This is a genomic window from Chamaesiphon sp. VAR_69_metabat_338, from assembly GCF_031423935.1.
GTDB lineage: Bacteria > Cyanobacteriota > Cyanobacteriia > Cyanobacteriales > Chamaesiphonaceae > Chamaesiphon.
In genome coordinates this window covers 1-12289 of record NZ_JANPGM010000573.1, presented here as the reverse complement: position 1 = coordinate 12289, position 12289 = coordinate 1, and the positions used below count along the sequence as shown (strand labels likewise).

Below are 12289 nucleotides of genomic sequence, written 5' to 3'. Positions count from 1 at the left end.
GAGTATCGCCGCGATCCCGATTGTTTCGATCGCTTATTTCCGCCCCATCCTGGGACTCATTGTCGAGCTTGTAGTTTTAACTATCGCTGTGGTTATGCGGTGGGTTGTTAGGTAGAGGGTAGAGGGTAGGGGGTAGAGGGTAGGGGGTACGGGGTAGAGGGTAGGGGGTAGCAAAGCGATCGTAACAGGGGTTTGGAAAGAGCGGTACTACGCACTACCTCAATAACCGATCGATGACTGGGTACTATAGTTAATAATCGCGCTCGACAGGTATTAATTCTTAACTGTCAACTGGTTTATTTATGACCCTTCAGCACCTACAACCGTTTCAAGTCGATCCCAATCGGATCGATCGTCAAGAGATTGCTAACTTGGTCGATAAAGTTAGTGCTAATAGTAAAGTTAGCGAAATTCGCGGACTATTCGACCGAAATATTTCGCTCTGTGCTTACTTGCTCAACACTTATATCGATTATGATGAAATTTACTTTTTATCAACTAATCTAATTGTTAATCCCGACAATCGTCCCGACTATCTGTGTGGTTGCTACCACGCGCGCAAAGGTGTTCGGTGGTACGCGATCGTTTTTGCTGGCACTCAGGAGCAGACTTGGGATGATGAGTTGCAGCTAACTTCCACCGCTAAAAATGCTTTCGATCGGCTGAATTATGCCACGAGTAATTTACCGAGAATTTTAGTTGAGAATCAATTAATCGAAGAAGTTAATCCAGAGCAGATTCGTGGCTTAGTTATTATCGGACAGGATAAAGAATTTTTTCGCAATCGCAAAAAGCAAGAGCGCAAGCGAGATATCAATCAAACATCTTCGATCGCGCTGCGGACTTACGGAGCTTTTTTAAGAGGTTTTAATAAGGGCAAGCAAGAGAGTTGGTTACAAACGCCTGTAACTGCATTATTCGATCGCTTTAAGAAATAGGGAATAGGGAATAGGGGGTAGGGAGTAGGGAGTAGAGGGTTGAGCTGTTGTTACGCATTTAACATGCATACCTCCCCGCTCCCCGCCTTCAAGAAATCTAGTATGCGATTGGCGGAGTTTTGTTTTTAGCATGAAATCAACCGAAGATCGATCGATAATGTTCTGGTGTAGATGTTGAGACACAACCACTGGAGCGCAAGCATCGAAATTTATGACAGAAAATAACGCTACCCCCATCCCGAACGCACTTCAGGAATTAATCGATGTGGTTGCCAAATTGCGAGATCCCGATGGGGGGTGTCCTTGGGATTTGGCGCAGACACCCCAGAGTTTGACCCCTTATATCGTCGAAGAGGCTTACGAGGCTGTGTACGCGATTCGGAGTGGCGATCGAGACGCGATCGTTTCCGAGTTAGGAGACTTATTATTGCAAGTAGTGTTGCAATCGCAATTAGCTAGCGAAGCAGGGCAATTTACGATCGCGGACGTTGCCAAAAGTATTAGTAAAAAATTAATTCGCCGTCATCCGCATGTATTTGGCGATGTGAAAGTGACTGGTGTTGAGGAAGTTAGAGCCAATTGGGAAGAAATTAAAGCGATCGAAAAAGGCCAAACTACCGAACTACTCAGCGATAAACTGGGTAGTTATGCCGAGAAATTATCACCCCTAACCGCAGCGATGAAAATCTCTAATCGGGCGGCGCAGATGGGATTTGAATGGGAAAGTGTCGATGGCGTGTGGGAAAAATTTGAAGAAGAATTGGGCGAATTTAAAGAAGCATTAGCCACGCCCGATGTCGTTCATCAAGAAACCGAACTCGGCGATTTATTATTCACAGTCGTCAACCTCGCCCGCTGGTTTAAACTCGACCCAGAGCGCGGTTTAAGCGGTACCAATCAACGCTTCATCGATCGTATCCAACAAATGGAACGCTATACTGACAAGCCACTAACCGACTATTCCATTACCGAACTAGAAACGCTCTGGCAACAAGCCAAGCAAAGACTAAAAGCAAGTGAATAGTTATGACAAGAACCCCGACTTCTTTGAGAAGTCGGGGTTCTGGAACAATTCTAGATGTTTATTAGATTTTTGACAGAAGTTAGATGGTAAGTATCGCCCACCACCTAACTCTATCGACTAACCACTAATTAAAAAACTTGTTCGACACCAGAAATTTCGGGAATCATATCGCACAACTTGCGCTCGATACCCATTTTCAGTGTCATCGTCGAACTAGGGCAAGAGCCACAAGCACCTTGGAGACGAAGTTTGACGATCGGACCATCGATATCAACCAATTCGACGTTACCACCATCAGCCATGAGATATGGTCTGAGGGTATCGAGAACGGTTTCGACGTTTGCAGGATTGAGTGTTAAAGCTTCAGACATAGTTTACTAAACCAAATTGAGCAGGAGCGATGATGGATCGACTTCACTCTCGATCGTAACCGATCGAGTCGATTATTTCCGCATTAGGTTGGGGTGGATTTCTCTATCTTTGGGTAGGTGTGGGGACTGAGTGACTGGGTGACGCTTGCGTTCAAAGCCACTAGCCACTATTCACTATCCACTACCTTAGCCAATTTCTCCGAGATAATGGCAAAGGCAATTCCCCGATGACTGATACTGCGCTTGGTTTCGACAGACATTTCGGCGAAAGCCATTTGTTTGGAAGGGACGTAAAAAATCGGATCGTAGCCAAAGCCATCGATACCGCGCGGGGCGGTAAGAATTTCGCCAGGACAGATCCCTTCGGCTTGGGCGGCGATCGATCCGTCGGGACGAGCGACAGCAACCGCACAGACAAATTGGGCTTGGCGTTGGCTGGGGGCGGGGAAATTGGCTAATTCTTGGAGTAATCGATCGATCCGCTCTTTGTCAGTTTTGGCATACCGTGCTGAATAAATTCCCGGCGCACCATTGAGGGCATCTACTTGCAAACCAGAATCATCGGCGATCGCCCATGCGTTTAACGCGATCGCCACTTCTGAGGCTTTCTGACAGGCGTTGGCGGCAAAAGTGGCTCCAGTCTCATCGACATCCAATTCGGCAGGTTTGAGACTTAATTCCCAGGCACTGCCGCTCAGATAGGCTTGCATTTCGCGCAATTTACCAGGATTACTAGTGGCGACAATTAGTTTTGGCATATGATTTGATTAAACCGCAACGGCGCAAAGGGCGCGGAGATTAAGATGATGGCAAGCAAATTGAGATATATTTACCACTTGATGCTAACTATTAGCTTACTCCCGATCCTAGCTGGTTCTGCACCTGTTTTCGCAGCATATCCGCGACCGACGCGCAGTCAAAACGGAATGGTGGCATCGGCTCACCCGTTAGCGACACAGGCGGGGGTAGACATCTTGCGACAGGGTGGTAATGCGGTGGATGCTGCGGTAGCGACAACGTTGGCGATTTCGGTGGTGGAGCCGTTTTCGGCGGGAATTGGCGGCGGTGGGTTTATGGTGACGAAGATGGGGAAGGATGTTAGATCCCTGGATTTTCGGGAGCGCGCGCCGCAGAAAGCATCGCGGAATATGTACTTGGATGCCCAGGGCAAGGTGCGTCCGAATGCGAGTTTAGAAGGACATTTGGCGGCAGGAGTACCAGGAACGATCGCGGGACTAGCCGCAGCTCACCAGCAGTATGGTAAGTTACCCTGGCGAACTGTCGTCGCGCCAGCAATTAAGCTCGCGCGGGAGGGCTTTATTGTCAGCGACATTTATACCGAGCAAGCTAAGTCTAAACAGAAACTCTTAGCCAGCAATCCCGCCGCGAGGGAGATTTTTACGCGGAATGGAAAACCGCTGCAACCAGGGGAACGATTGGTACAGCGGGATTTGGCGCGGACGTTAATTACCGTCGCCCGCAATCCTCAGAGCTTTTATACCGGATCGATCGCGCTGGCGATCGATCGCGACATGCGCCAAAACCAGGGCTTAATTACCCGCGCCGATCTCCAAGCCTATCGTCCCAAATGGCGCGAACCCGTCTGCGGTAAGTTCCGTACCTATAACGTTTGTTCGATGGCTCCGCCGTCTTCTGGGGGCGTGCATTTAATCCAAATCTTAAATACGATCGGTAGTACGGATCTAGCCGCGCTGGGGTGGCATAGTCCCGACGCACTGCACCTGCTGATCGAATCGATGCGGATCGCCTACGCAGATCGATCGGAATATCTCGGCGATCCCGATTTTACCAAAGTCCCTGTCTCGGCTCTTATCAATCCCGCCTATGCCACTAAACGCCGTCAGGAAATCGATCCTCAAAGAGCTAGCTCATCCAAGTTCGTCCGTCCGGCGACGCCAGAAATCCTCAAACAATTCGATCGAGCCACCAATCGATCCGCTGTAGGGGTATCCCTTGTGGGTACCCGTGGGAATAGCGTTACCCGCAAACAATCCCCGTCCAGATTGCCAGAATCGCAAGACACCAGCCATCTGAATGTAGTCGATCGCGATCGCAATGTGGTCAGCCTGACGTTTACAGTTAATTATCGATTTGGGGCGGGGGTGGTAGTGCCAGGTACGGGGATTTTATTAAACGACGAGATGGATGATTTTGCGCTCGCGCCTGGAGTGCCCAATGTTTTTGGTTTAGTTGGTGGCGATAAAAACTCGATCGCGCCTGGTAAAACACCGCTATCGAGTATGACACCGACGATCGTCACTGAGAATGGTAAATTTCGCCTCGCCGTCGGCGCACCAGGCGGGAGTACGATTATTACCACCGTTTTGCAAATCTTGCTCAATGTCCTGGAGTACAAGATGGATGTCGGCGCGGCAGTAGCGGCGGGACGAGTGCATCAGCAATGGCTTCCAGATAAGGTAAATGTCGATCCTTGGGGCTTTGATACCGCTACTCTAGCCGAACTCCGGCGGCGCGGACACGCGATCGAGCAGCGCGGCTATTGGGGCAATGCCAACGCCATCCAACAACTCCCCGATGGCCGTCTCGAAGGTGCCGCAGATCCGCGCGGCGAAGGCACAGCCAGCGGATTATAGCTAAATATCAGCTCCCAACTCTCCGCCGGTAACACCGCAACTCGACCTTATGAACTCCGAATTACTAATTTTCACAATGGTAAATTGACATCACATGTGGGCAAACAACGATCGATAGACAGTGTTATTTGCAACTTAGCTCGGCTGGGATTTTACTATATCTAAGGGAATGGATCGATATTTTATCAACTATCCCAACGCTTAGATATCTGGTCAAAAGTAGCTATAATGCAGTCAGACTTATTACTTCGATCGACTCTTTTGTCGTCAGCAGTGTAGCATCTCGATCGGATAACCCGCTGCTAGGCACGAATCGCTATCCACTATTCACTAATTGAAAGATATGCAGCTATTCATCGATACTAATATTCTGCTATCTTTCTACGCTCTCAATCAAGAAGATCTCAACGAACTAAATAAGCTGATCGACGCGATCGATAAAAAACAAATTACGCTCTTGTTTACCGATCAGATCTTTGATGAATTCAATCGCAATCGCGAACAACGGATCGATGGGGCGATCAAATCCTTTCGCAATCAAACATTCAACCCCCAATTCCCCCAACTGTGTGAAGACTACGCCGAAATTGAAATCTTGAGAGAATCCCTCAAACAATACGAACAAGCTCATGCCACATTGGTAGCCAGGATCGCGATCGATATCAAAGCCAAAGCCCTCAAAGCTGATGGCATCATTCAATCTTTATTTAGACTAGGCAAACAGCTTACACCTAATAGTACCGTACTCGATCGAGCGCGGTTTAGAATGGGCATCGGCAATCCACCTGGCAAGAATAACTCTTTGGGCGATGCCATTAACTGGGAATGTTTGCTCGATGAGATGCCCGTCGGTGAAGACCTCTACTTTGTTACTGGTGACAAAGACTATTGTTCGGCTCTAAGCGATGATGAATTTAACGATTTTCTACTCACAGAATGGGATCGTAAAAAGCAAACAAAAATTCACTTCTACAAACGATTGTCGAGCTTCTGTAAAGAACAATTTCCTGAAATTGCATTAGCTAGCGCACGAGATAAAGAATTTTTAATCAGAGATTTAGTTAATAGTCATTCGATCGCCGGTACGCAAGCCGCGATCGCCAAATTAAGTTATTACACAGAATTTACCGCTGCCCAAGTAAATACGATCGTCACCGCTGCAATTTCCAATCGTCAGGTAATATGGTCGATCGAAGACGATCTTGTGAAAAACTTTATATCATCGGTAGTCTCAAATAACAAACAGTATTTAGATCCCGCCAGTTTAACGGCGATCGAAGGCTTATTAGGCGAAAACTGAGGTGTTTTATTGGATGTTAGGGAATAGATGAGTCTAGATTAATTTGCCCGATCGTCTGCTATCGATCGAACATTCGTCGCTCCGATCGCGATCTTGTCATCACAGAAGGCTGGTAAGCATAAGCAACAAACGTGCCAATTACCTTGAACATTAGTTTCGAGCAGGCGACATTCTCCAGCACAATAACTCTGCGGCGAGAAAAATTTACAATTTCTACATAAAGTAATCTCCTTAAAGCTATTTTTCATTAATATTTACTATCATAAGTCCCTGTAATATTTGTGTTGAGTATGCTGGGAAACGAATCATTTTTTACTCTAGCTAACATATAATAATCTGGAATATCGTGGTTTGAAATCTACCTTTAGAGCTAACTAGCTAATCTTCAAAGAGTAAATAGGAATAGAATGACAATCGTGTAGAAAGTTATACCAATCGGATCTAAAAATAGTTTACTGTTACATTGCAGATTAACGTTGCGACGATCGGTGGCGGCGGATCGTCAGATACATCAGTAGGGCAGCACTTATCGCCATAGCAGGAATGATGGAGGGGGAGAAATATGCCATAACGATGCTAATGAGTGAAACCAGTACCGCTGGAATAAAGCAGTAAGCCAAGGAATTCGGGTTGGGATCGACCCATCGAAACCCAGGTATTTGACCTGGAAATAGCGATACTGGTAGACAGGCAAAAGCTAGTCCCATCAACATCAAGACAAATCCCAAGCAGCGGCTCCCCCACTTATCGATGTGATAGTTGCGCCCAATTAGAGCGATCGCCTCAGAGCGCGAACCCGGAGCTAGCCGGAGAATTGGGTTATACTCGCTCTGATACTGAATCAGTCGATCGCGTTTAATACCACTAAAAATTGTCATCTGCGTATTGTTCTGCAATACCGCATAACATGTTCGCGTATCCCCCACCGATGGCAAATTCGGCTGTCCCGTTCCTTGAAAAATGTATTGAGGAAGTAATTGTGTTTGAATTAGCCGACCATCTCGAACGATCGGGGTTGAGGGAATTTGGGTATTCTCGGTAGTAAGTAAGAGGCCACTTTCAGATGGCAATCTAATTGAAATGTCTCTATCTTTAAGACTTGAAAGGACATAAGTTTTCGATTGGGTGGGGCAAGATACAAGTGGATTTTTAATTGCATGAAATTTTTGATTTGCTGTATGGAAAGGCTGCATATCTAACTGATAGCGACCAACATTAGCAGATACTGGGTAAAAATATTCTCCCCTTTGAATTTTCCAACTGTAATTATATTCGCGGTCATTTCGTGGTTGAGAGTTCGAGTCTTGGCTACTCTGAACTGGATTATTAGTTGGGGACGCGCTCGGATTTCGGCTGCTCTGTGAAGGGTTGTTTCTGGGTAATGACTTAAAATCTCGGTTGCGCTGTCCCCGATTTGGAGGTGATGACTGAGGGCTGGGAGTGGTTTCCTGGCGTTCTTGATTTGAAGATGTCGTCTCTCGGCTGCGCTCCTCGCGGACATATTCTTCGGTCAAACGATCGATTGCTAAGTAGGCACCAGCTTTAAGAAAACGACCGTCGCCGAGTAATGAATCAGTCGAAATTCGATCGGTAACAGAAATTAGTTTATGTTCGAGATCGGCTGCATTCGGTCGCGTGGTAATATCGATCGAATTCCGCACCGCTTCAGCCAGGTTAGTTTGACGTTCGTTTGCCGAAAAGAGAGTAACTGCGCACACCACCATAAAAGTTCCGACGATAAACGCGATTAGGCCAGCGATAAGTTTAACTAACAAATCGTCTTCTGTAGAACTGTTACTCATTGGCTAAATTACTATATTCATTTCGGCTTGCTAATTAGGTAGAGCACTATAAAATTTAGCATTTCTCAAGCAATGATTGTATCTTTATTAAGATCGCTCAATCGATCGCGACCCGATCGTCCCAACTCAATTAAAACACGCAAAATTGGCAGCGATATCGGCAATATTGCGGAGAACGCGCTTGGCAAACATTAGAAAGCTAGTAACAGAATCGAGCTACTTATCTAATATTTAAGTTTAGAAAGCAGCTAAGTCTAGAGACTCCTGAGTTTTTAAAAAGGATAAAAGTCGCTGTTTGATACGATCGACACCACCTGCCACATTTGATTCGATATTTACAGGAATCACCGGATCGTGTAGGGATAAACGCAAGAGGAACCAACCAGCTTCAACTTCAGAAGTACAAGCAACTCGTACCCCTTCGTGGTTATTGGGGACGATTTGCCAATCGGGTTGACTCGCGGCAAATGTTTGCATGCGATCGATTACTGCATTCCCATAGGCTTGAAAATCATCGGTTGTTATCTTGATGCGTAACTCTTGGCTCTCCACTGGTTCTTGAAGATTGGCAATTAGATCGGTTAACGATTTACCAGCTAACTTACATTTAGCAAGTTCGATTAAGAGTTTACTAACTAAATAGGCACCATCATCGAGAAAGTGATTTTCTTTCATCGCGGCATGTCCCGAAGTCTCGATCGCTACCCACGATTCTTGACCCGATTGATTCAGTCGGATCGATTCATTAATCACATTCTTATAACCCCGTTTGAAGCGATGATGAGTGCCACCCAAATCTTGCTCGATAAATTGCGTCAAACCGTCAGAAGTAATCGAATCAGTCACGATTGTAGACTTAGGATGTTCTTGCAGGACTATCGCGCTAATCAAACCGATTAAGCGATTACGATTGAGTTCCTTGCCAGTACTATCTACCGCCGCCGATCGATCGACATCAGTATCAAAGATGATCCCAAAGTCCGCCTGATGCGCGATAACCGCCTGACAAATTGCCGCCATTGCCGTCGGATCTTCAGGGTTAGGAACGTGATTGGGAAAGGTGCCATCTGGCTCTAGAAACTGGCTGCCCGTCGTATCTGCACCCAAGGGTTGCAATACGCGATCGGCATAAAAACCGCCCGCACCATTACCGGCATCGACAATGATTTTCAATCCCGCTAACGGTCGATCGAAATCATCCGATCGATTGACAGTTTGCCGAATTAGCTCGACGAATTGACTGGCATAAACCGACATAAAATCACGTTTGAATATCGATCCTTTGATGCTGGCAATCTCAAAATTATTACTCGCTGCTAACTGTAAAATATCGCTAATATCTTTCTTCTCTAAACCACCTTTTGCGGTGAAAAACTTCAACCCATTGCGATTGAATGGCAAATGACTGGCGGTGAGCATAATCGCGCCGTCACACTCAAAGCCAGCGGTAATCGTACTCATAAACATCGCAGGCGTCGAAGCCATCTCAAAGTCATTTGCCTGACTACCGACAGATGTAATCCCATCGAGTGTGGCTGCCATAATTGCCGGCCCCGATAAGCGGCTATCGCGTCCTACGGCTACAATTAATTCAGAGATGGGTTTATTTTGCTTGTTTGCGAGCCATATGGCAAAAGCTTGTCCGAGGATTTTGGCGACTGCGGGGGTAAGATTGACACGTTCGTTCGGCACTCCCTCAAGAGCGATTCCGCGAATATCTGAGCCATTTTGGAGCTTGTTCCAGTTAAAATCTTGCACGATCGCCATGTAAAAAAAGGGGGGAGGGAGGAGCGGGGAGCGGGGAGAGAATATTACTGGATAGGTACTTAAACTTTTATTAATGTAAACCTTAGTTTCCATAATAACTATAGCTAAAATACTCTAAAATGAGTGGCGAGAAGCATGTATTTTGTAATATCTTTTAGTGTTAGCACCAACTACTCGTAAGAATGTGTGGTTTGAACGAGCGATGGCAACGATCGCGGTGATGAGTTGGATTGTGTCGATCTTCGATCTGACTTATATTCCTGCCCGTGATTTTTACTTTCGCAATTTGCCGATCGTCGTAGAAACATACGATCGAGTTAAAGGGATCGAACCCCACCGCGAAACAGTCCGGTATCTCAATGCTGTCGCACAACTCAAAAACACAGTCAAGCAAACTGGATTAGCTTCATCACAGACTCAAAGCTGGCTCCAAGAATTGGATGGTTTGAGCATCAGCATGATTCAAAATAACCCGTTTCAAGTAGCTGGTAAAACGGGCAATTTAGAAAAAATCAAAAATGATGTCCGCGATCGCGTTCAGAATCAATCATCGAAAGGTGCTTTTACTACCTTCTGGAGTCAAGATTATCTCAGCAAAGCTGGCTGGGATCGAGAAATCCAATTTTTCGATCGATCGATTAAGCCATTAATTGTCACCAACTATTATCGAAGATTGAATGAATCTGGTAACTACGTTGATGATTTTTGGCAGATCGATATTATTTTTATCGGTATTTTTGCAGGCGAACTCCTGGGCAGAATTTTCTTCGTTCGCCGTCACAATCGACAACTCAGTTGGCAACAGGTGCTGATTCGCCGCTGGTATGACCTGTTTTTGTTATTACCATTCGCCCAATTTTTGCGGGTAATTCCAGTAATCGTGCGACTGAAACAAGCTAAATTAATTAATACCAAGCTCATTGAATTAGAACTAAATCGCCTATTAGTCGGTCAGCTTGTCATTGAATTAACTGAAGGTGTAATTCTCCAGATTTTGCAACAAACCCAAGATGCAATTAGAGACGGTCAGATCGCTCGTGTCATCCGCAGTTATCTGAATACACCACATGTAGACTTAAATAATATCAATGAAATCGAAGGTTTAATCGAGATAATTTTAGAAATAGTTGTCTATCGAGTCATTCCCAAGGTGCAACCAGATTTAGAAGCAGTTTTGCGCTTCTTATTTCAAAAAGCCTTATCAGAATCCCCTGCTTATCGCAACTTGCGAATGCTCCCAGGAATCGGTGAATTGCCCGCCCAAGCGATCGATCGAGTCGTGACCGAAGTATCTACATCGATCTATACAGCCATCACCAAGTTACTCGAAGATCCCGACAGTGCGAAACTCAGTCGTCGTCTAGCTGAGAATTTTACGCAATCGATTGGTACTGAAATGCAACGCGGACAAACAACCACGAAAGTTGAATCCTTGGTCTACGATCTAATTGAAGAAATTAAGGTCACTTATCGCAATCGAGAAATAGAATAATCGCAAGATCGAACTTCAAGATTTGAATATGGTCGATCGCCACGTCCGCACCTTGCAAATCCTCAATCCCCAGCATCTATAATAGGTGTATACGCAACATCGAGTATAGAGTAACTAGTGATTCAGGCAGAGACTTTAGAGTTATTGGAGTGGCCGCGATTGTGTCAGCAGGTAGCGACATTTGCGGCGACAAAATTGGGCACGATCGCAGCGCGAAACTTAGTAATTCCCCGCAGTCCTAGCGTCAGTCTGAATCTACTCGCGCAAACTAAAGAGGTATATGACCTAGAAACCCGCTTGAATGGCGGGTTGTCACTGGATGGGATCGAAGATTTTGGGGACGCCCTCGAACGCGCCGCAGTCCAGGGGATGCTATCGGGGAAAGAGTTGCACGAGATCGCCACTACCCTGGCGGGGATGCGGAAACTGCGCCGCACTATTGACGCAGAGGAAAACATTCCCGTATTGCAGGGATTAGTCGCCGACGTGCGGACGTATCCAGAATTAGAACAAGATATCTATCACTGTATCGACGATCGCGGTGATGTCACCGATCGATCGAGTGAGAAATTAGCCCAGGTACGCGTGCAGCTCAAAGGCTTGCGCGATCGGATTTACAAGTTTCTCAATAGTCTGATCCAGCGACAGGCAAATGCCATTCAACAGCCCTTAATTACCCAACGGGGCGATCGATTTGTGATTCCCGTTAAAGCATCCCACAAAGATGCAATTCCTGGTGTCGTTCACGATAGCTCTGGCAGCGGCTCGACGCTCTATGTCGAACCCCACCAAATCGTCAATCTCGGCAACCAGCTCCGCCAACTCCAACGCCAAGAGCAGCGGGAGATCGAAGCTGTATTAACCGCACTCACTGCCAAAGTTACCGAGGTAGTCGAAGATCTCGAACACCTGCTAGTCGTCGCTACCACGATCGATCTGGCGACAGCCAGAGCGCGATACAGCCTGTGGTTGGAAGCCAA

The 12289-nt window shown here is 46.4% G+C and carries 11 protein-coding genes and 1 pseudogene; 7 read left to right on the top strand and 5 right to left on the bottom strand.

All coding sequences use genetic code 11. The features are described from left to right. Positions 1–302 precede the first annotated feature (302 nt). The gene (locus RMO84_RS15815) at positions 303–938 is read left to right on the top strand and encodes a hypothetical protein (protein ID WP_310489399.1); all 636 of its coding nucleotides are present in this window, start codon (positions 303–305) and stop codon (positions 936–938) included. A 211-nt stretch (positions 939–1149) separates the two neighbouring features. After that, complete coding sequence (gene mazG / locus RMO84_RS15810) at positions 1150–1962, top strand: nucleoside triphosphate pyrophosphohydrolase (RefSeq protein ID WP_310489398.1); 813 nt, start codon at positions 1150–1152, stop codon at positions 1960–1962. A gap of 128 nt (positions 1963–2090) precedes the next feature. Here the strand turns inward: mazG and RMO84_RS15805 are convergent, their stop codons facing one another. Then, complete coding sequence (locus RMO84_RS15805; RefSeq protein ID WP_309737990.1) at positions 2091–2333, bottom strand: NifU family protein; 243 nt, start codon at positions 2331–2333, stop codon at positions 2091–2093. 167 nt (positions 2334–2500) lie between these two features. Further along, positions 2501–3091, bottom strand: a complete 591-nt coding sequence (gene rdgB / locus RMO84_RS15800; RefSeq protein ID WP_310489397.1) for an RdgB/HAM1 family non-canonical purine NTP pyrophosphatase — start codon at positions 3089–3091, stop codon at positions 2501–2503. 81 nt (positions 3092–3172) lie between these two features. Between rdgB and ggt the strand changes: the two genes are divergently transcribed. Both ggt and RMO84_RS15790 read left to right on the top strand, forming a co-directional pair. Further along, positions 3173–4948 carry a gamma-glutamyltransferase gene (ggt, locus tag RMO84_RS15795; RefSeq protein ID WP_310489396.1) on the top strand — a complete coding sequence of 592 codons (1776 nt, stop codon included), beginning with the start codon at positions 3173–3175 and terminating at the stop codon, positions 4946–4948. Positions 4949–5291: 343 nt separating this feature from the next. Beyond that, positions 5292–6248, top strand: a complete 957-nt coding sequence (locus RMO84_RS15790) for a PIN domain-containing protein (RefSeq protein WP_310489395.1) — start codon at positions 5292–5294, stop codon at positions 6246–6248. Between the two features lie 38 nt (positions 6249–6286). Here the strand turns inward: RMO84_RS15790 and RMO84_RS15785 are convergent, their stop codons facing one another. Beyond that, positions 6287–6496 carry a hypothetical protein gene (locus RMO84_RS15785; protein ID WP_310489394.1) on the bottom strand — a complete coding sequence of 70 codons (210 nt, stop codon included), beginning with the start codon at positions 6494–6496 and terminating at the stop codon, positions 6287–6289. A 222-nt stretch (positions 6497–6718) separates the two neighbouring features. Further along, positions 6719–8050, bottom strand: a complete 1332-nt coding sequence (locus tag RMO84_RS15780; RefSeq protein WP_310489393.1) for a TMEM43 family protein — start codon at positions 8048–8050, stop codon at positions 6719–6721. 72 nt (positions 8051–8122) lie between these two features. Between RMO84_RS15780 and RMO84_RS15775 the strand changes: the two genes are divergently transcribed. Continuing rightward, positions 8123–8245: a hypothetical protein gene (locus RMO84_RS15775; protein WP_310489392.1), complete on the top strand. Its 123-nt coding sequence runs from the start codon at positions 8123–8125 to the stop codon at positions 8243–8245. Positions 8246–8287: 42 nt separating this feature from the next. Here the strand turns inward: RMO84_RS15775 and RMO84_RS15770 are convergent, their stop codons facing one another. Further along, complete coding sequence (locus tag RMO84_RS15770) at positions 8288–9817, bottom strand: phosphomannomutase/phosphoglucomutase (protein ID WP_310489391.1); 1530 nt, start codon at positions 9815–9817, stop codon at positions 8288–8290. A 157-nt stretch (positions 9818–9974) separates the two neighbouring features. On the opposite strand from RMO84_RS15770, the gene RMO84_RS15765 reads away from it, so the two are divergent. Both RMO84_RS15765 and RMO84_RS15760 read left to right on the top strand, forming a co-directional pair. Continuing rightward, positions 9975–11309, top strand: coding sequence for a hypothetical protein (locus RMO84_RS15765; protein WP_310489390.1), 1335 nt, complete (start codon positions 9975–9977; stop codon positions 11307–11309). Between the two features lie 117 nt (positions 11310–11426). Continuing rightward, positions 11427–12289: pseudogene (locus tag RMO84_RS15760) on the top strand (endonuclease MutS2); the annotation flags it as partial.

Excerpts from the sequence above, each read along its gene's own strand:
- RMO84_RS15815 (WP_310489399.1), top strand. The coding sequence starts at position 303 with ATGACCCTTCAGCACCTACAACCGTTTCAAGTCGATCCCAATCGGATC.
- mazG (WP_310489398.1), top strand. The coding sequence starts at position 1,150 with ATGACAGAAAATAACGCTACCCCCATCCCGAACGCACTTCAGGAATTA.
- RMO84_RS15805 (WP_309737990.1), bottom strand. The coding sequence starts at position 2,333 with ATGTCTGAAGCTTTAACACTCAATCCTGCAAACGTCGAAACCGTTCTC.
- rdgB (WP_310489397.1), bottom strand. The coding sequence starts at position 3,091 with ATGCCAAAACTAATTGTCGCCACTAGTAATCCTGGTAAATTGCGCGAA.
- ggt (WP_310489396.1), top strand. The coding sequence starts at position 3,173 with ATGCTAACTATTAGCTTACTCCCGATCCTAGCTGGTTCTGCACCTGTT.
- RMO84_RS15790 (WP_310489395.1), top strand. The coding sequence starts at position 5,292 with ATGCAGCTATTCATCGATACTAATATTCTGCTATCTTTCTACGCTCTC.
- RMO84_RS15785 (WP_310489394.1), bottom strand. The coding sequence starts at position 6,496 with ATGAAAAATAGCTTTAAGGAGATTACTTTATGTAGAAATTGTAAATTT.
- RMO84_RS15780 (WP_310489393.1), bottom strand. The coding sequence starts at position 8,050 with ATGAGTAACAGTTCTACAGAAGACGATTTGTTAGTTAAACTTATCGCT.
- RMO84_RS15775 (WP_310489392.1), top strand. The coding sequence starts at position 8,123 with ATGATTGTATCTTTATTAAGATCGCTCAATCGATCGCGACCCGATCGT.
- RMO84_RS15770 (WP_310489391.1), bottom strand. The coding sequence starts at position 9,817 with ATGGCGATCGTGCAAGATTTTAACTGGAACAAGCTCCAAAATGGCTCA.